This is a genomic window from Candidatus Krumholzibacteriota bacterium (assembly GCA_016932415.1).
Taxonomy (GTDB): Bacteria; Krumholzibacteriota; Krumholzibacteriia; order Krumholzibacteriales; family Krumholzibacteriaceae; genus Krumholzibacterium.
On record JAFGCX010000032.1, the window covers coordinates 1 to 20375 of the forward strand.

General features: G+C 51.1%; 16 protein-coding genes and 1 rRNA gene. 7 read left to right on the plus strand and 10 right to left on the minus strand.

The annotated features are described in order from the left end of the window. A 16S ribosomal RNA gene (locus JW814_11045) occupies nt 1-84 on the minus strand; the annotation flags it as partial. A 335-nt stretch (nt 85-419) separates the two neighbouring features. Between JW814_11045 and JW814_11050 the strand changes: the two genes are divergently transcribed. Then, a complete protein-coding gene (locus JW814_11050; protein ID MBN2071982.1) occupies nt 420-2654 on the plus strand; it encodes a PBP1A family penicillin-binding protein in 2235 nt (744 codons plus the stop codon). 87 nt (nt 2655-2741) lie between these two features. Here the strand turns inward: JW814_11050 and deoC are convergent, their stop codons facing one another. The 5 genes from deoC to JW814_11075 all read right to left on the minus strand — a co-directional run bounded on the left by deoC (nt 2742) and on the right by JW814_11075 (nt 7786). Then, nucleotides 2742-3410, minus strand: a complete 669-nt coding sequence (gene deoC / locus JW814_11055) for a deoxyribose-phosphate aldolase (GenBank protein ID MBN2071983.1) — start codon at nt 3408-3410, stop codon at nt 2742-2744. Between the two features lie 73 nt (nt 3411-3483). Then, nucleotides 3484-4647, minus strand: coding sequence for an alanine racemase (alr, locus tag JW814_11060; protein MBN2071984.1), 1164 nt, complete (start codon nt 4645-4647; stop codon nt 3484-3486). Then, nucleotides 4640-5611, minus strand: a complete 972-nt coding sequence (locus JW814_11065; GenBank protein MBN2071985.1) for an HD domain-containing protein — start codon at nt 5609-5611, stop codon at nt 4640-4642. The genes alr and JW814_11065 overlap by 8 nt, the downstream gene beginning before the upstream one ends. A gap of 212 nt (nt 5612-5823) precedes the next feature. Then, nucleotides 5824-6612, minus strand: coding sequence for a hypothetical protein (locus JW814_11070; protein MBN2071986.1), 789 nt, complete (start codon nt 6610-6612; stop codon nt 5824-5826). A 190-nt stretch (nt 6613-6802) separates the two neighbouring features. Beyond that, nucleotides 6803-7786 carry a bifunctional metallophosphatase/5'-nucleotidase gene (locus tag JW814_11075; protein MBN2071987.1) on the minus strand — a complete coding sequence of 328 codons (984 nt, stop codon included), beginning with the start codon at nt 7784-7786 and terminating at the stop codon, nt 6803-6805. 290 nt (nt 7787-8076) lie between these two features. On the opposite strand from JW814_11075, the gene JW814_11080 reads away from it, so the two are divergent. The 6 genes from JW814_11080 (at nt 8077) to JW814_11105 (ending at nt 14972) form a co-directional block, all read left to right on the plus strand. Continuing rightward, a complete protein-coding gene (locus tag JW814_11080) occupies nt 8077-9201 on the plus strand; it encodes a tetratricopeptide repeat protein (GenBank protein ID MBN2071988.1) in 1125 nt (374 codons plus the stop codon). Nucleotides 9202-9254: 53 nt separating this feature from the next. Further along, nucleotides 9255-10553, plus strand: coding sequence for a hypothetical protein (locus tag JW814_11085; GenBank protein ID MBN2071989.1), 1299 nt, complete (start codon nt 9255-9257; stop codon nt 10551-10553). Nucleotides 10554-10556: 3 nt separating this feature from the next. Beyond that, complete coding sequence (locus JW814_11090; protein MBN2071990.1) at nt 10557-11921, plus strand: sigma-54-dependent Fis family transcriptional regulator; 1365 nt, start codon at nt 10557-10559, stop codon at nt 11919-11921. A 185-nt stretch (nt 11922-12106) separates the two neighbouring features. Next, nucleotides 12107-13381 (plus strand): hypothetical protein, encoded by a 1275-nt coding sequence (locus JW814_11095; GenBank protein MBN2071991.1) that lies wholly within the window; start codon nt 12107-12109, stop codon nt 13379-13381. Next, a complete protein-coding gene (locus tag JW814_11100; GenBank protein ID MBN2071992.1) occupies nt 13378-13710 on the plus strand; it encodes a hypothetical protein in 333 nt (110 codons plus the stop codon). The genes JW814_11095 and JW814_11100 overlap by 4 nt, the downstream gene beginning before the upstream one ends. After that, the gene (locus tag JW814_11105; GenBank protein ID MBN2071993.1) at nt 13710-14972 is read left to right on the plus strand and encodes a hypothetical protein; all 1263 of its coding nucleotides are present in this window, start codon (nt 13710-13712) and stop codon (nt 14970-14972) included. Before JW814_11100 ends, JW814_11105 begins: the two co-directional genes overlap by 1 nt. A 43-nt stretch (nt 14973-15015) precedes the next feature. Here JW814_11105 and JW814_11110 read toward each other — a convergent pair whose 3' ends face one another. Genes JW814_11110 through JW814_11125 form a run of 4 tightly spaced genes read right to left on the minus strand, consistent with a single transcriptional unit; the run spans nt 15016 to nt 20038 of the window. Continuing rightward, entirely contained in the window at nt 15016-16995 is a 1980-nt protein-coding gene (locus JW814_11110; protein MBN2071994.1) for a 4Fe-4S dicluster domain-containing protein, read from the minus strand. A gap of 46 nt (nt 16996-17041) precedes the next feature. Continuing rightward, nucleotides 17042-18025: an electron transfer flavoprotein subunit alpha/FixB family protein gene (locus tag JW814_11115; GenBank protein ID MBN2071995.1), complete on the minus strand. Its 984-nt coding sequence runs from the start codon at nt 18023-18025 to the stop codon at nt 17042-17044. Nucleotides 18026-18046: 21 nt separating this feature from the next. Then, nucleotides 18047-18838, minus strand: a complete 792-nt coding sequence (locus tag JW814_11120) for an electron transfer flavoprotein subunit beta/FixA family protein (GenBank protein MBN2071996.1) — start codon at nt 18836-18838, stop codon at nt 18047-18049. A 36-nt stretch (nt 18839-18874) separates the two neighbouring features. Then, nucleotides 18875-20038, minus strand: coding sequence for an acyl-CoA dehydrogenase family protein (locus tag JW814_11125; GenBank protein MBN2071997.1), 1164 nt, complete (start codon nt 20036-20038; stop codon nt 18875-18877). Nucleotides 20039-20375 lie beyond the last annotated feature (337 nt).

Below are 20375 nucleotides of genomic sequence, written 5' to 3' on the forward strand. Positions count from 1 at the left end.
ATAAATTTCACTTTCTCGTTCGACTTGCATGCCTAATCCACGCCGCCAGCGTTCATTCTGAGCCAGGATCGAACTCTCCGTTGTAAAGAATTGTATATGAATACACTGCCTAAGCAGCGTCCATATTGACGTACATTCCAAACCTTTCGACTCCGAAAGGAGTCGTCGGGCCCTCACATTCGTCCGGTTCGTCGCACACTATTTCTTTTTCAAAGAGCGTATTTCCCTATATGGAAATTAATTCCCGAACAATCAATATATCCAAGTTGTATTGGCTTGTCAATATCAAACTTGAGGTTTCGTAAATTATTTATCGAACCTGAATTCAACACTGACCGCACTCTATCGAATGCTCGCAAAGATATAATAGTTCTCGATTCCCTTGTCAACTCTAATCGTAAATAAAATTGAATTTTTGTGTGTTTTTTTTGACAAAGGTGCGATTAAGCGTAAAAAGGCTGGCAATAAAGGTCCAATACATTTACCTTTTCATAGTCGAACAGGTCAGGAAAACACTGAAAGGCGGCCGGTCGATGCGCCACAGGCCACTGAAAAAGATCGAGGCTCTGATCCTTCAGATCCTTCTCCTTGTAGCAGTCGTTATAATCGGGATTGCTACGGCGGGATATTTATGGTTCTCAAGGGACCTGCCGTCGATGGCGAGGCTCGAGATGATCGAACCTTCCCTCAAGACCAGGATACTTGCGGCCGATTCCACGACGATAAGGGAGTTTTACAAGCAGGACAGGATCCTTCTTCCCCTCGACGAGATCCCTGAGCCGCTAAAACAGGCCTTCCTCGCCGTTGAAGACAGGCGTTTCTATGATCATTTCGGAATCGATTTCATACGTATCTTCTCCGCCGCGTGGAAAGATATCCGGCACTGGCGTATAAAGGAAGGGGCGAGCACGATCACCCAGCAGCTCTCGACCGATCTCTTCCTGACGAAGGAACAGACTTTCGCCAGAAAGATCAAGGAGATACTGCTCGCCTTCAGGATCGAACGGGCATATTCGAAAGATGAGATACTTGAACTCTACCTTAACCAGATCTACTTCGGAGGGGGGGGCTATGGTGTCGAAGCGGCATCGCAGAGATTCTTCGGCAAATCTGTGAAAGACCTCGAACTGCACCAGATCGCACTGCTTCCCGGACTGCCAAAGAACCCCACGGGATATAATCCGTTCAGGCGTCCGGAAAGAGCTCTGAAAAGAAGGGCAATAGTCCTTCGGGCGATGCAGGAATACGGAGTAATAACCGAAGCTCAACTCGACACCCTCAAGACCAAGCCTCTCGATGTAGTCGAACAGGATGGAGATGACGTTCAGTCGGCTCCTTATTTCACTGAATATATCCGCCAGATACTTGTCGAGAAATACGGCGACACCGCCGTTTACAGCGGGGGAATGACAGTCTACACGACCCTAGACCCGTACCTTCAGAAAGTTGCCGAGGACTCGATGGAGACCTTCATAACCAGTCTCGAGGAAAAGAACGGTTATGAATTTACCAGGGCAATGTATCTTGATTCACTCACCGCCGGAGTTAAAGTAGCACCGGACTATCTCCAGTCAGCTGCTGTCGCCATCGATCCACGTAATGGTCATATCAAGGTGATGGTCGGAGGAAGAAATTTCAAGGAAAAAAAATTCAACAGTGTCATACAGGCGAGGAGGCAACCGGGATCCGCTTTCAAGATGTTCATATACCTCGCCGCTCTTGAATATGGATATTCTCCCTCGGACATTCTTCTGGACACTCCTATTGTCATCGAGATGCCGAACAGGGAAGTATACAAACCGAGAAACTTCAGCAGGACATTTCACGGCGCTGTCTCGCTGCGATTCGCTCTGGACAAGTCGATAAATATCCCCGCGGTAAAACTTCTGCAGAAACTCGGAGGCCCCGCGGTCATCAACGTGGCGAAAAGAATGGGTATAAGGACTCCTTTGATGCCGTACCTCTCTCTCGCTCTCGGTGCGCAGGAAGTCACGCTGCTCGATCTGACATCGGCTTTCGGAGTACTCGCCACCGGTGGGATCCGGGCCGAACCGATGGCTATTCTCAGGATCGTGGACGCCGATGGCAATATCCTCGAGGATTACAGGGAATCGCAGGAAGAGGTCCTCTCGGCACAGATCGCCTATATCATGAACGATATGATGCAGACGACGATCGACGAGGGTACGGGAAGGACCGCGAGATATATGGGGCTGAAGATCCCCTGCGCCGGAAAGACAGGAACCACGGATGATGAGGGGGATGGCTGGTTCATCGGGTACGCTCCGGATCTCGCAGTCGGAGTATGGACCGGATTCAGTCACGGAGTCATCCCTATGGGAAAGAATATGGTCGGAGCATATTCTGCCCTCCCGTTATGGACGTGGATAATGAAGGCCGCCCACCCCGGTAACACAGGTCCCGAATTCACCAGGCCTGACGGGATATCAGAAGCGATGATCTGCACCGATTCAGGCCTTCTGGCGACTCCATACTGCAAGAATGTCAGAAGGGAACTTTTCATCGAGGGACATGAACCTTCCAGGACTTGCGACCTGCACAGGATAAGCGCCTACGATCTTCTCGATCCCGACAAGGATTTCAGGGAAATGGACAGGGAAGCATCTGAGGAAAAGGAATTGCCGAGAAGATAGGATACCCTGGAAACCCGTTCCACTGCCGCTTGCAGCCTCTTTTCCCGGAAGACACCTATCGCGCCTGGTATCTCTTAAAAATGCCTTTCAGCCATCCCCGAGATATTCTTTCATTATCTGTACTCCGGCGCTGGTTCCTATCCGGTTTGCTCCGGCTTCGATCAACTCTACGGTAAAAACCGCGGTCCTTATCCCGGCTGAAGCCTTTACCCCGATGCCCGGACCAACCGTCTCCCTCATTATCCTTATATCGGCGATATTGGCCCCTGGCGGGCCGAATCCGGTGGAGGACTTGACGAACCCCGCGCCGGCTTTCACAGCCGTCCTGCATGCTTCTCTCTTTTCTTCGTCAGTAAGAAGCGCCGCTTCGATTATTACTTTCAAAAGAGCATCGCCGCAGGAATCGGCGACCGCCGCGATATCATCATGTACCAGGTTCCAATCATCCGATTTGACCGCTCCCGCGTTCAATACCATATCTATCTCGTCTGCTCCCGCTTCGACCGCCCTCCGGGCTTCGAAAGCTTTCACTGCGGTATCGACAGCTCCCAGTGGAAACCCGGCGATCGAACAGACCTTTATATCGGTCCCATCGAGCTCTCGCGATACAAGAGGGACAAAGTGAGTATTCACGCAGGCGCTGTAGAATGAATATTCTACCGCCTCGCGGCATAACCTGATTATATCTTCAGGGGTAGCCTCCGGTTTAAGGAGCGTATGGTCTATCATCCTGTTAATCATGAGATTATCGGCCATTTATGCCTCCCGTTGACTATCGGTCTTTTATCTGGAAATGTTCCGGCCGGTTCAATCGCTCCGCCCGTTTCGATCAGATCTCCTGGACTCCAAGGAGCGATTTTGTGCTTTCGATACGCCCGCTTCTGAGATAGACGCGAACGACCCTCTTGCTTATCCGGCAAAGGACTTCGTAATTCAGGGTACCGTCCCACTGTGCTATATCATCTGCGCTTATGCTTGATTCCCCCTGCCTTCCGAATATGACGACCTCTTCCCCGACCCGGGGGGATTCAAATCCGGCCAGGTCGACCATCGTCATATCCATGGTCACCCTGCCGATAATATTGACTTTCTCTCCCCTGTATAGGACTTTCCCCTTGTTAGAAAGGCGGTGACTCATGCCATGCCCGTAACCGGCGGCTATCACCCCTACCGTCATCCTCTCGGGAGCTATAAAAGTCCTTCCATAACTTATGCTCTCTCCCGCTTCGATGCTTCTGACGAGGATCAATCTTGATTTGAAATTCATCACCGGTACGACATCTATCTTTTCCCTCAGGTCGATTGACGGATAATGTCCATAAGCGAGGATACCCGGTCGTATCATATTGAAACGCGAATCGGGGAAATTGACGACAGCCGCGCTGTTCGCGCAATGGACATATCTGAATCTTATTCCGTCAGACTCGAGTTTACGAAGGATCTCTCCGAATTCAGAGATCTGATCGAAGGTGAAATCGAAATCACTGTCAGAGGCGGGGAAATGAGTGAATATTCCTTCTATATTGAGATTCTCCATTCTTTTCATCTCTTTGATCGACTCGGCCGCAATATCTTTCGGCAGGCCGGCGCGTCCCATCCCCGTATCTATCTCGACATGCATCGTGCATACTTTCCCCTTCTCCCGCGCCGCATTGGACACCGCCCTGGCGAAAGCGACAGAGGATGCCGTCACTGCCAGGTCATTTTCGAGGACCTCGCGCATCTCCTGCGGAAGAACGGGGCTCAGAATGATCACGGGCAACCGGACCCCCGCCTTTCTCAGTTCGCGGCCTTCGTCGAGGGTCGCCACACCGAGCATCTTTATCCCGCATTCGCTTGCCATCTGCGAAAGTCTCACCGCTCCGTGTCCATACGCGTCCGCCTTTACTACAAGAAGAATATCAACCCTATCCTCAACATGCTCCCTGATCCTGCTGATATTCCACTTGAACGCGTCGAGATCGACTTCTACCCAGGCGGGAAATCTATCCATCCTCATCACCCTCCTCTTCACCGGGGGCTTCCCCTGCTCCATCACCCCTGTAAATAAATCTGTCGAGAAGCCGGACATAATCGCTCCAGTTACCCTCTCCCGTACTGTTTCCAAGGACCATCAGGGAACCTCTGACCTGGGCATCGAGATTGTCTATATAACTGAGAAGCATCGCCTCGATCGTCATCGGAACGACTGGCGATCCGTGATCTAGCTGTCCATGGTGGCTGAGTATCATATGTTTCAGCCTGACCTCGAGATCCGTAGGAAAATCCCCGATTCCCCGCAGATATTCATCGAGCAGCTCGACTCCCATGCTGATATGTCCGAGCAATCTTCCCCTGTCGGAATAGTCTATATGGTTGGAGACCGACAGCTCTGACATCTTTCCAAGATCGTGCAGAAAGACACCGGCAAGAAGCAGATCGCGGTCGACTTCTTCATACACATCCGAGACTGAGACTGCAATCCTCGCCATATCGTGGAGATGTTCAGCGAGCCCTCCGACATAAGAATGGTGCCAGCCTTTAGCCGCCGGAGCTTTAAGAAATCTCATCCTGAACTGGTCATCTGAAAAAATCGTGTCGAGAAGACGCGCGATATCACTGTTCTTCACATCGGCTATGATCTCCATTATCCCCGAGTAAAGTGAATCGAGGTCCCTTGATGAGGAGGGAAGAAAAGCCGAAGGATCGTACTGTCCCTCGGCAAGCAGTTCGACGTAGTTGACTCTTATCTGCAGAGCTCCCTGGTACTCCTGGATCTCGCCAGTCACCCGTACCACATCGTCAGCCTTGATTTTATCAGCTTCGCGGGCGGGATCCCACCAGACACCCTTTACTGTCCCGTCCTTGTCGGAAAATTGAAAGAGAAAAAATCTGCCGTTGGAAAAATCTCTCTTCACCTTTTTCGCGACGACCATGATCCTGTTTACGCTGTCCCCGACCTTCAGATTTTCCGGCACTTATTCTCCTTGTCTCTATACAGGTTATCCGACGCTTCTTAAACTAATTCAGAGGAAGGCCGGCGGTCAAGCATAAACAGGATCAGACGCGCGGCGCGCATGGAAATCCCGATTCGGAAGCGATATGGGCCTTCCTGGCATCCTTTCCGGCAAAAAAGAGGGCCGGTCAGATGACCAGCCCTCCACCATTTTACTATTTCCCGTAAATCAGTCTACTGGGTCAGGGGAACGACTTCGCCCGCGTACTTGATGTACTCGACCGTGGCTTTCCCGCCGATCTTCGTGCTGGTCCTGTAGGATCTCGGGAAAAGGGAGGCCGAAGGAGCTCCGCCATAGCTCAGGCCGCCCGAGAAGAAAAGATTCTCGGCTATCAGGGCCTTGAGTATGAGTTCCATGCCGGGGTTCACCTCTTCAAGGATGAACCTTACGTTTGGAAGAGTCACTATATAAGCCATTTCAGGCTCGCCCTTGTAATCGACTTCTTCATATGTAAGTTCAGCCTCGGGAACCTTGAACTTCGTGTCGTAGATCTCTTTGAGTTTCCTCGTGGAGGAATCGATCCCGTTGATGTCCACCTCTTCGAACTGTCCCTCGTCGAATCCCCTGAGAAGAGTCGGGAATGTCGTGGAGTAAGGCTCGCCTACTTTGATTGTATCGCCGCCGACAACAAAGAAATCAATCGCGAAGTGGACGCGGGGCGAAAAGACCTTTCTCGTACCCGCGACAAACTTGCGGCCCTCAACCAGCTTGACCTTGTTCTCGAGGTCTTCGCCCGTGAAGAACTCGATCAGGTTGCCGTCGCGGACCAGTCCTACATTGCCGTTGACGGCAATGAATTTGGGCGTATCGAAGCCGAACTTGAAGCCCGGACTGGTAATGTTTGCGTGCCCCGCTTCCCTGATAGTGACCATCTGATAGGTCTCATCGAGCGAACCACCGCAACCAGCAAATACTCCAGTAATAAGGGCCAGGATCAGAACGGATGAAAAGAACTTCGACATGGATACGCTCCTTTGTCAAAAGTGAACAGATAAAACCCTCTTGTTATTTCTACAATAAGAAGGATACCACCATATACCAAGGCTATTTCACCGTTGAAAATTAATACGCATCCGGAGTATTGTCAACTACAAATTATTAAACCGGTTCGTCATTAAAACCATGTTTTTCCGGATCATCGAAGGAAACCCGTCACCTCTCGACCGATTTGCCCTTCTTTCTGAATTCCTTGTCGGTAAGTGGCAGATCGTATTGATAAAAAAGGTCCCTGATCCTCGGATCGATTTCATATTTCTCAGAAGTGAGCTGGATCTGTGACAGAAGGCCGCTTGTATATTTTCCTCCCGGACTGATCTTGAGGGTGATAGTACCTATATACTGCCCGAGCCCTCCTGTCGCCAGCAGAAGGGTCCTTCCCGCCATTTTCTGCTCTTTGATAAGTGGTTTTCCATGACCCACAAGCGCGATATCGAAATCCTGGATCCGGGTGAGCAGATCCTCCGTCCTATCGACGCCCATATGGCTTAAAAGTATGAGGAAATCGGCTTCACGCTTCATTGCGGGAAGGATTTTTTTCAGCGTCTTCTCGGCTGGTTCGACCCGGAATCCGCTCTTGTCGATATACCCGGGGAAACGTACCGCTTCATCAAGTACACCTGTTATCGCGATCCTGATTCCCCCCTCATACTCCTTTACGACAAAACTTTTTCCAAAGAGCGGCTCCCCCGTCTCCGTGCTGATGATATTTGCCGATACGATATCAAAAGAGGCATTCTCCGCCAGGGCCTGCAGAAAAGGCAACCCGAATATAAATTCAAGTTCGCCGGGAGTAAAGACATCGAGCCCCATTATATTGAAACTTTCAAAAGTGATCTCCGCTTCACTCTGCAGATAGGCAAGATCAAGGCTGAAAGCGTCTCCCGCGTCGATTATAAGAAGGTTCTTGGAACTGGCTCTGACACGATCGGCATATGACGTCCTCCTGCCGAGGCCGCCCACATCGAGGACTGTGCATCCGCAGGATCTTACCTTCCCGAGCATATCGCTTGAAAAGAGTATTGTTATTTCAGTCGACCCCGACAGTTTTCTTTTTTTCTTTTCCGATCCGGAACAGCCCACCTGGCTGATGAGCATGGCAAGAACCAGTGTCGCTGTAACAATTTTTCTAATATCCATATGAAATATCCGCTTTCCATAAAGGCTTTTCTTTTCCAGATCCTTTCCGGAAACCACCGGCCGATCCCTCAGTGATTATAACATATCGAAGCTTTTTTGCACCAGAAATAGCACCTTCGGACGCGGCGGCGATCCCGGTCACGACAGATACTGTCAGGGAATCATTATTTTTCATCCTTTCCATGACGCTTCGAATGTTATTATTTATCATCTGTGGATGGTTTTATTTATTCGGGGAAAACAACGGCGGTGATGCCTGAACGATCCAGGTGACAATTGAAAGGTTAGAAATGGAGATCAGAAAATATTCGAAGTATCTTTTTCCACTTATCATACTTGCGGGGCCGATCATCTCCATGATCATCCTTGCCGGATGCGCCGGGACGCCACCGTCTGGCGCTGTAACCGGCCAGAAAGAAGATGCCGGAAAGGTCGTCGAAAATGGACCAGGGCTTCTTTCTGCAGGAGCAGTCATTTTTGACGCGACCATCGCGGCGCAGAACAGTGAATATGAAAAAGCCGAGGAGATGCTGACTGGACTTCTTGGCAGGGAACCGGACAATCTGGAAGCTATGAGGCTCCTCGCCAGGGTATATACGGCTGACGGAGACAGGAAATCGGCCACCCGGACATGGGAAAGAGTCTATGAACTAGATCCCTCCGATCCTGACGCGGCGTACGAGACGGGGACGATGCTTCAACGTGAAAAGAGGTGGAGCGAGGTCAGGACGGAAATGATGAAGACGGAATCTCTGGGAGGCGCCGACAGCCGGCACTTCCTGCTTATCGGCCGGGCCGGCCTCGAACTCGGTTACAGGGATGAAGCGGAAGTCTATCTGCTCAAAGCGGGAAACCTTGAACTTGCCACAGCTCTGCTCGGCAAACTTTATTATGGAAGAGGCAAGACAAAGAAAGCTGAAGCGGCCTTTAAAAAGACACTGGGGAGAAATCCAGATAACTACATAGCCAACCTTCACCTCGGATATATAAGCTTCAACAGCGGCAGAAAAGAAGAAGCTTTGGGATATTACGCGAAAGCCCATAAGTCTGATCCGGATGACCCCCTGGCCTGCCTGAGCCTGGCCTCTCTGCACGAAAAGATGTCTCATGATGAAGCAGCGATAAAATATTACAAAAAGGCTCTCGGCCTGAAAAATATCCCGCGCGCGGAAAAACAGAAAGTCTATGTCTCGTTGAGCAAGCTGTTTATGAAGACCGGGCGGACAGACGATATCTTCGCGCTTGTGCGCGATGGGATCGAAGAATTCCCCTCCTCGGGGGGACTTTATTTCTACTGGGGAGAAGCATTGCTCAAGCAGGGAAGAAAAACTGAAGCGAAGGAAAAATACAAAAAAGCGTCTCATGACCCCACATGGAAGAAACATGCTCTTGCAAGGTTTCACTCGATAAGGTAAATATTCTATCCATGGAGAAAGAATCAGCGGCAACTGTACTCAGAAACGCCTGGATGATGATTGGGATACTGATCATCATCGCTCTCCTTATGTCTATCAACTGGTATTATTACAACCAGATCCGTTCAGGTCTTGACAGGGAGTTTTCGACCCGCCTGCGATCTCTCGCTTCGATGGTATCAGCTTCAGTCGATTCGAACGCGATGGCTGAACTTTCAGATCAGATCGATATGTTTGGGATCAGCGAGGAACCACCGGCTATATTCCACGATTACAGCAAGGAGTTCTCTCTTTCCAATATAACCGTACTGCGCGAAGACGGCACGATCATCATCTCGCTGCACCCCGGACTCTTCCAGCCTGGCGATATATATCCCCTCTGGAATATGGATTATCCTGCGATAATAAAAGCGCTGGAGGGGGATCCTTCCTCGACAGGACTGGTCCGCTCCGAGCAGGGCGAATATTTCAAGGCGGGATATGCTCCGATCCCTCCAGGATCGGAGAGTTCGGGACTGGTCGCGGCAGTCGAAGCCAACGCCGCCTTTCTTGAAGGGATTGAAGACCTCAGGAAGATCCTGATCGCTTCGACCTCGGTCTCAATCGCCGGATTGCTGTTTTTCATCCTCTTCATCATAAAAGCGACGAGGTCCATTTTACGGACAAGAGAGTCTCTCTTTCAATCGGAAAGGCTCGCTTCGATGGGCAGGATGGCCGCCGGCATAGCGCATGAGATACGCAACCCCCTGTTCATAATAAGGAGCAGCGCCGAAAAACTGCGGCGCACCTGCCCCGGTTCGGCAAAAGATATCGATGAGTTCATCCTCGAAGAAACAGACAGGCTTGACGGCATACTGACAGACTATCTGGCCTTCGCGAAAAATGAAGCTACCAGCCGATCACTCTGCGATCTGGCGTTGATCATCAACAGATCGATAAGACTCATCGAAGAAGGAACGGCCCAAAGACATGCGATTATCGAATACAGTTCGTCAGTTCCAGAGTCTCCCTTCGTCTGCGACGAGAAAAAGATTCAGCAGGCGCTTCTCAATATCCTGTTAAACGCAAGGGAAGCGTCGGAAGAAGCCCGGGCGATAGAGGTCTCCCTCGAAACAGATGGGGTAAATTATACGATCCTGTTCAGGGACCACGGATCGGGGATCGGCAGAAAAGAGATGTCGATGATATTCGAACCTTTCTTCACCACAAAACGAAACGGCAGCGGTCTCGGTCTGTCTATAGCGAAAAGGATTATCGAGGATCACCATGGGACAATCGATATGGAAAGCACTCCCGGACTTGGTACGGCTGTAACAGTCAGGCTTCCAGTGCCAGACAACGATGGAGAATAGAAGATGAGCAGAATACTGATTATCGACGATGAGATCAAGATCACGATGCTTCTCTCCGAACGTATCGCCAGTGAGGGATTCGATGTAGAGACCTTTACAGGCGCTGAAGAAGCCCTGATCCGGATAACAGAAGGCAAAGCAGATATTGTCCTCTGCGACCTGCGCCTCGGCGGTATGGATGGCCTGGAGCTTCTTCGCCAGACGAAGGTAAGATCCCCCGGCACTGATTTCGTGATGATGACTGCCTACGCTTCAGCTTCGACGGCAGTGGAAGCGATGCGCGAGGGGGCTTACGAGTACCTTGTAAAACCTTTTCAGATGGATGAAGTAATCCTTCTGCTGAAAAGAATCCAGGAAAGACGCGATCTGGTAGTAGAGAACCTCGCCCTGCGTGAAAAGGTTTCGACCACGGGATCTGAGACGAGACTGATCGGCGCGTCCCCGGTAATAAATGATGTCAGGGATGTCATTTTGAAAGTGGCCCCGACAGATACGCCGGTATTGATATTCGGAGAAAGCGGGACGGGAAAGGAACTTGTCGCCGCGGAGATCCATAAGGCAAGCAGGCGTTCTTCCAACCCTTATATAATTTTAAACTGCGCCGCGATACCCGACACGCTTATCGAAGGTGAACTTTTCGGTTTTGAGAAGGGAGCCTTTACGGGGGCGTCGCAGAAAAAACCGGGGCAGTTCAAACTGGCTGACAAGGGGACGATCTTTCTCGATGAGATCGGCGAGCTCCCCGTCGCCCTGCAGGCGAAAGTTCTCAGGGCTATCGAGCTGGGAGAATTTCTTCCCCTTGGCAGTTCGAGGCCGGTCAGAGTGGATGTCAGGGTGATAGCGGCGACAAACAGGGATCTTGAAAAGATGTCGGCTGAAGGATCTTTCAGAAGCGATCTTTATTACCGGCTCAATGTCTTCCCGGTCAGGATCCCTCCTCTGAGGGACAGGCCCGAAGACATTCTTCCAATCGCCGAGGATTTCATAAGAGGCAGGGCGGAACATTTGACCCCCCTGGGTAAAGATGTGATTGAGAAACTGTCTGGATACGCCTGGCCGGGAAATGTACGGGAATTGAGGAACATCCTTGAACGCGCGACGATCCTCGCCGGATCGGGACCGATAACGACGGCTCACCTCTCTCTCGGCGCCGGGCAGGCTCTTTCCTCTCCAGAGGATGCCCTTGGGTCGCTTATCGGTAAAAAATCGCTTCCTGAGATCGAACAATCACTGATCGAACTTGCCATAAAACGATCGGGCGGAAATAAAAGCAAAGCAGCCTCTATCCTCGGAATAACCAGAAGGACTCTTTACGGGAGGCTCGAAAAATACGGGCTTGCCTCCGGACCGGCCGAAGAAGATGAATGATATAGTGAATCGATGCACCCTACGGTCCATCAAAACTGAACGATATAGTACAATATACCTTGTTCGAGGAGATCATATTTAACCTTAATGTATTGTATTATTTACAGATAAGGTCTTTTGTGCCTCATGGCATACCCTTTGCGTGTTATTATTTCCGAAAGTTACTGAAAGGAGCAAATAACACCATGAACATTAAATACTGTAAAACAATGATCATACTGCTCGTCGTGGCAGTGACCTCCACCTTTGCCGGAGCGGCGTTCGCGCAGATCGCCGATACCGAGGCTACCCGCAGCGCGGTTGAAAAAACGAGCGAAGTGATCAGGGAAGCGCAATCGATCATAGCCGACAGCCGAAGCCAGATAGCCCGGATATCCCTTGACAAGGCGATAGCGCTTCAGGAAAGAGCGTTGAACCAGTTCGAAGCTCATCACAATACCTTCGCGTACAAATATACTATGGAAGCGCGAAAGGAAGCGTGGCACGCGATCGCCCTGGCCAGAGATGACGCCCGCATAGAGGAAAAACTGACCAATCTCTCCGAACATACCAGGGATAAACTTCTCAGGCTCCGGGAACGCGTGACGGAGACCGGCGTCAGGGATGAACGCCTTTTCGGGCTGATGAGCAGGTCCCGTGATCTTCTCGAAGAATCTCATATGAACGCCAACCAGCTCAGAAACCAGCTCGCCATGAATCTAGCGGAGAACGCGAGAAAGCTCGCCGTACGCGCGGAGGAACGTTTCAGAAAGGTCCTCGACCTTAAGGAGATGAGCGAACGGCGTCTGATGTTGATGGAAAGACTCCTCATAAGAACGCGTGAAAGGGTAGATCAGAACGGCACCGAAAATGACAGGGTAAGGATGGAGCAGGCTGTCAGATCACTTGAAAGAGCGAAAGAGATGATAGCCGAGGGTAAGTACCAGGCGGCGCGCCTCTCGATCGAGAAATGTGAAAGGATCCTTCGCGGTTTTGCCCGCCAGTTCCCGAACGGAGAAAACGGGATCGCCGAGAACGGTCTTGAAGAAGCGTACAGGCTTCTTGAAAGGGCCAGAGAACATTTCGCGGACGCTTCCGATCCGACCGGCGTCGTTCAGAGATCCGAGGCGCTTCTCGAGAGAGCAAGGAAAGAATTCGCCAATAACCGCGCTGACGAGGGTAAACGCCTGATCATAAGGGTGCGTTCGATGCTGAGAGAGGCCGTTCAGTCAGGCGGATCTGAAATCGAACCTGGGCAGGCGGAAAAGAATATCGAAACGGCGATGCAGGTCAGGGATAATATCCAGGCCGATCTTGCCGAGTGCGGCGCGGAAGGAGCGCGTAACCTCTTCGAACGCGCGAACAGGCATCTTGACAATGCTGTCGGATTTTTCGAGAAGGAAAGATACGGCCAGGCGGATGCCGAGGCAAGGATAGCGAGAAATATCTACCAGCGGGTAAGAGAAATATGCGCCGATTGAAGATGAAGCCCATATTCATCATCCTGATCGCTGTTTTTTCAGCCTGTGCTTCAACATCTGATCTGAAAAGGCCAGCTGCCGATCAACAGGATCTGTATCCGGCGGCCGCAGATTCCATTTCAAGGACAGACTACGAGGATCTCTTCGTAGAGATCCACTCCGGGTTTATCGCCGAGATCGGAAACGAAAACGATAAAGAGAAGAACCCTGTATTGATAGAAATATGGACTATTGTCAAAATAGCCGAAGATGCTTATCTTCGTGGAGACCCCCTGTTAGCGATAAAGCTTCTGAGTGAAGCGGAAATATTACTCAGGCAGACTCCTTGATGACTGGAAACAAAAGATCCCCTCATATCGTTTTAATAATGATCCTGATCTCTCTATGCGGCAGCATCCTCGCCTTCCGGTACGCCAACGCAGGCACTCAGCTGCGCTCATCCCTTCTTGCCGGATATGATTCATACATCGACAGGTTTACCATTCTGGAAGACGATACGACTGAAGCGATAGAAGAATTCTACCTGTCTCTTGCCAATTCGCTCGACTGGAACAATGATCTTTCCCGTTTTGATATCTCCAACACCTTCAAGTTTGGAAATCAGACGGTCAATGAGAATCTTGTCACCGGATTCACCGCGGGATCGCGAAAATCCCTCCTGTTCGAATTGAGGAACAACCTGAGACTGAAATATTTCCGGGAAGGCAGCGACTACACATTCGGAAACGATTACGCTCAGTCGAACCTGCACATGAAGATCAGCAGGTATTTCGAAGATCGGTTGAAGATCGCGTCAAAGACAAGGGTCGAACTTGTCGATTTCAGCAAAAGGACATCGTTCGATTATGATTACCGCTATTTTGACACCGGGTTGGAGATGGAAAAAGGATCGTATTTCGATGATTTTTTCCGCGTCGGCTTTTCCGCTGGATACAGGGATGTCCCCGACTCGACAGCTCTGAGTTTCAACCGATTCCAGACCGATATCGAATTTCATCTTGTGTCTGACATGAAGCGGAAGACGGAACTCTCGATCTCAGCCGACAGGAGAGAATACAGGGAGAATACCAGAAGTTCCAGCTGGATCATCTATTCTTTCGCGGATTATTCGATCATCCAGTCTGATAAGACCAGATACGATCTGAGAATCGAATCGGAGATCTATCTCTACGACGATCCATCGACTACCTTTTTCAACACGCATTTTCTCAGGGCGGGGACAGGCGCGACCTGGTCAGCGGGAGAGTATATCAATATCAGTATAGAACCCCGCCTGGCGGGGATGTTCTGCGATGAGTTTCCGGAAGAGCAGTATCGCGAAGGCTCGATCGTCCTCGGACTGGAATTGTCAAGGCACGACAGGTTCTGGATGAGTTGTACGTACGAACCTGGCCGAAGGGATTATCTGCTGGAGGAAAATGATATCTATTCCGACTATTATCTCAACAGGCTTTCGCTGATGGGTAATGTCTCATTGCAGGCAGAGACTTCGTTGAACCTTTTTATTACCCACGACCCTGAACGCCACTCGAGAAGGGATGACGACTTCTCGCTGACGATGATCTCCGCCACTTTATCCAGGTCGTTCTGAAAGATCCCGGGGATTGATCGGCCGGGACATCCCGCGCCCGGTCCTATTTATCGATCCCGGCGACAAGTTCCGCTATATCGAGCACTTTGATATTTTCAACATCACGGGATTTCAGTCCGTCCTCGAACATCGTCAGACAGAAAGGACAGGCGGTGAAGATCCGGTCTACTCCGAGTCCAAGCGACTCATCGACCCTTTCCTCGTTTATCCTTTTTCCTGTATCCTCTTCCATCCACATGCGTCCTCCGCCAGCTCCGCAGCAGAAAGAACGTTTTCCATGCCGTCCGAATTCGGCCAGATCGGTCTTGACAACGCTATTGATCAGATCACGCGGCTCATCGATGATATCATTGTAGCGTCCCAGGTAGCATGAATCGTGATAGACGCCTTTTTTGAAATCCGCCTTCACCGCCCCGAGCTTTCCTTCCCTGACCAGCTCCAGCAGAAATTCGCTATGGTGCATTACCGGTTTTTCGTAACCGAACTGGGGATATTCGACCCTGAACGTATTCAACCCGTGAGGACAGGCGGTCAGGATCGTGTTGAACGAATATTTTCCCAGCGTTTCTATATTAGCTTCGATCAGCGTCTGGGCGAGATATTCGTTACCCATCCTTCTCGCCGTTTCCCCACAGCACATCTCCTCGGTCCCTAGAATAGCGAAATCGACCTTTGCCTTTTTCAACAGGCTGGCGATCGCCCTGCTGACACTCTGGCCCCTCGAATCAAAAGAACCGGCGCAACCGACCCAGAAGAGGATATCGAATTCTTTCTTTTCTGAAGCGAGAGGGATATCGAGGCCCTCGGCCCAATCCGCCCTCGCCGAATATCCCATCGTCCATGGATTATAATTGACTTCCATATTTTTAAAGACCGGTTGCATCTCGGCGGGAAAACGGCTTTCCGTCATAACGAGATAGCGCCTCAGGTCGACGATCTTCTGAACGTGCTCGATGAATGGAGGACACTCCTGCATACAGGCGCCGCACGTCGTGCAGGCCCATATCTCGTCCTCTGTCATTGTACCGGGGATGATCGGCATACCTTCCAGTCTCTCGGGCGCAGCCTTCAGCAATCTTCCCCTGTCCTCCATAAGAAGCCCTCTCATGCGATGGATCATCCTGAAGGGACTCAGCGGTTTTTCTGTCATGAACGCCGGACAGGCCGCCTGGCATCTTCCACATTCGGTACAGGCATAGAGATCGAGAAGCTGCTTCCACGTGAAATCCTGCAGCTCTGAATTGCCGAATTTTTCAGCAGTCTCATCCTCGAAATCCATACGCGAAAGGGTTCCGGGGGATCCGAGATTGCGAAGGTATATATTCGGGATCGCTCCGAGGATATGAATATGTTTAGAGAACGGAACATAAAGCAGGAAAAAGAAAATGATCAGATGATGTATCCAGGCGAGGATGCTCTCGGCTATGTGCAGATCGAATCCTTTTCCTTCGAAAAGCTTCGCGGCGATGGCTGAAACAGGAGCATACCGGCTATCGATCTTCCCGTCTATGATCCCGATACCCTTTATGCAGAACATAAGCAGTATCAGTACAAAGATCAGCGAGAGTATGAATACCGCTTCATTCCTCGCCCCCGGGTCGTCTATTTTGAGTCTGACCGGTTTAATAATAAACCGCCTGTAAAACGACACTATGATTGCGAAAAGGACCAGAAGCGCCAGAATGTCCTGAAGAAGAGATATCCATCCGGCTGCTGTCGCGCCGAAAAGAGCGACATAGCTGAAGCCGGGGACGATCATGCCGGTTATATGCTCTATTGTTCCGAGCGTAATAAAGATGAATCCCCAGAAAATCAGGAAATGACCTATCCCGGCGGGTTGCGCCAGAACTCTTGCCTGCCCGGCGACGTATACTATTACCGACCAGATACGCTTGCCGGGACTACCGAATCCGCCCTGCTTTCTGCCTAGCAGAAGCGTGCGGATCAACATCCTTACGATAAAACCGAAGGCCGCCAGGGTGGCAGCGAAAAGAACGATCAGGATAGCACCCTGTACAGTCATACTACCTCCAGAAAGAAAAAATCCCGGAACCCCGGTCCGCAAAAAACTAATTCAGAAGTTTCTTTATCTCCTCGGTCAGGATCGGGACGATCTCAAAAAGGTCTCCAACGATGCCGTAGTGAGCCTTCTCAAATATAGGCGCGTTGGGATCCTTGTTGATCGCTACGATCACCTTCGAAGTCCTCATCCCGGCCAGATGCTGTATCGCTCCGGATATCCCGCATGCTATATAGAGCTTCGGATTGACGACCTTGCCGGTCTGACCTACCTGCAGAGGCTGTTCGGCGAATCCCGCGTCGACCGCGGCTCTTGAAGCACCGACAGCTCCTCCGAAAAGATCGGCCAGATCGCCGAGTAATTTGAAATTCGCCGCGTCCTTCATCGCCCTTCCGCCGGAGACGATCACATCAGCCTCGCTTACGTCCGGACGTCCACCGCTCAGAGGGACGATCTCGGTAGCGATAGCCCTTATCATCTCTCTTGTCACTCCGGAAGGCCTCTGCACAACATCGCTCGAATCGGCACCTTCCCCAGCCGGGGCGATATTATTCGGTCTTATCGTCACGAATACAGGATGATCTCCCACCGGAGTAATATCGATAAGGAGCTTGCCCGAATAGACAGGTCTGCGCGCCACCAGGGAAGTACCCTCGACTCTGAGATCGACACAGTCACTGAACATCACTCCATCGACCTTCGCCGCCGTTCTCGGGCCGAGATCGCGCCCCATGGCCGTCGCGCCGAGAAGAATATAACCGTATCCTTCTTCCTTTATCATTCCGGCAAGAGCTTCCGCGTAACCTTCAGTAGAGTAGTTATCCAGGATCTCGTCACTCAAGACGGCGATCTTTCGAAGACCCAGCTTTCTGACCTTCTCCGCCTCATTTTCAGATCCCCTTCCCATAAGGACCGCGTCAATCGATCCACCTGTGCTTTCCGTTATTACCTTACCCGCGGCGATCAATTCCCTGACCACCTTCTTGATCTCTCCACCTCTTAATTCACCAAAAACCAGAACATCGTTTGCCATTGCAGAATCCTCCATAATCTCTTATATGATTTTTGCCTCTTCACGCAGCAGGCGAGCAAGTTCTTTGACAGCATCCGAGACCTCTTCAGCCTCGACCATCCTGCATTCCCCTCCCTTTGGAAGGGTAAGCCATTTTAATATTCTGCTCGCGCCGGCGCCTGGAGCTTCATCGAATCCCAGATCGGCCAGAGTCCTGGTCCTTATCTCTTTCTTTTTCGCTTTCATGATACCGGGCAGCGACGCGTATCTCGGTTCATTGAGACCCTTGTCGCATGAGACGATCACTGGAAGCGAGGTCTCGATCATCTCTGTTCCACCCTCGATCCTCCTGCCCACGACCGCTTTCGAGGCGTCTTCGGAAAGCTCGAAAGAGCCTGCGATATTCACCTGGGGAATATCAAGCATCTCGGCGAGGCCGCTCTGGACCTGCGCCGTATCATCGTCTATACCCTGTTTTCCACAAAATATGATATCGAACCCCTCTTCACCGATAGCTTTTGCCAGAACGGCAGCGGTCGTGAAAGGAGACGGCGCCTTCAGAGCCGGATCGCAGATATGAACCGCGTCGTCAGCACCCATGGCAAGAGCGGTCCGTATGACCTCGGTCGATTCTTCAGGACCGAGGCAGACGACGGTGACTTTACTGTCTCCGCCGATCTTTTCCTTCAGCTTGATCCCTTCCTCGATCCCATATTCATCGTATGTATTGATTATGAATTTTACTCCGTCTTCCCTGATGCCCGTACCTTCCTGATTGATCAGGATCTTCGCTTCGGTATCAGGAACGCGTTTAAGCAGAACAATGATCTTCAATTCTTCCTCCTCTCGGCAGTCCTTTCCCTATCCGGATCAGGATGGATAAGCCTGCTCGTACTCTTCTATGACTTTTTTCGCTATTACAAGTCTCTGTATCTCGCTGGTCCCCTCATATATCTCGGTGACGCGGGCGTCCCTGAAAAGCCTCTCGATACGGAACTCTTCGGTATAACCGACTCCTCCGTGTATCTGCATCGATTCATAGGCTATCTCGTTTGCCGCGCGGGTCGAGTATAATTTCGCCATCGACGCTTCTTTCGAACAGGGCTTGCCTTCATCCCTCATCCTCGCTGCTCTGTATACAAGAAGTCTTGCCGCGTCAAGTTTTACCGCCATATCGGCGATCTTCCACTTCGTCCCCTGAAAATCTATTATCTTCTGACCGAACTGGCTTCTCTCCCTCGCGAAAAGGACCGCGTCATCCATAGCTCCCTGGGCTATTCCAAGCGCCTGGGAAGCGATCCCGATCCTTCCACCGTCCAGAGCGCCAAGAGCGATCTTCATCCCGTGACCGACTTCTCCGATCAGGTTCCCTGCCGGCACCCTGCAATCCTCGAACACAAGTTCGACTGTCGTCGACGACTTCATGCCCATCTTGTGTTCACGCTTCCCGATCGAGAAGCCCGGAAAAGACGGTTCGACAAGAAAGGCTGAAAGACCATCAGTCCTTTTGCCGTGATCTGTTCGGGCGACTACTATTATCACGCCGGCTTTATCACCGGTAGAGATGAATATCTTGTTTCCGTTAAGGATATAATCATCACCATCGACGACAGCCGTCATCCTGATCGCCGATACGTCGCTTCCCGCTTCACTCTCTGTTATCGCGTAAACTCCAATCATATCTCCCGATGCCATCGACGGGAGGTACTTCTTTTTGAGAGCGTCGCTCCCATATTTAAGGACGATCGCGTTTGCCAGCGAATTATGGACCGATACCGCTATCGCCGTCGCGGGACAGACCCTGCTGATCTCTTCAAGAGCCAGGGTGAGACAGAATGTCCCGAAATCAACCCCTCCATACTCTTCAGGAACAGTCATCCCCATGAATCCCAGTTCACCCAGTTTTCTGTAAATGGCGTCCTGGAACACAGCTTCACGATTTGCCGTATCCGCAACTGCGGCAAGGTCTTTGGCGGCAAAATCACGAATGGTCTTCTGGATCATCCGTTCTTCTTCACTAAGTGTCAACCACATGATTTTCCTCTGGCTAATCAGTAAACTCTACAAGATCTCAGTCGCCCGGTACATAAAGGTTCAAGATACATCAATCCTGTAGCCGGTGTCAATCTCCCGTTTGGAATGGTGTTTCCGCGGCAGAGCAAGTCTCCGGCCGGATGGGGAATGGAAACCGGATCCCCCTCCAACGAAAGACCCGGCTACCAGTTCTTTCGTTGACTTGACAACCGGGTCTTTATTCGACTCTTTTTACTCAAATGAGACAGTCACCGCAGAAGGATCATCTTCCTGACCGCCTTCACCCCCCCGGTACCGAGCCTTGAAAAGTAGACGCCGCTCGCTACCGGCTCTCCCC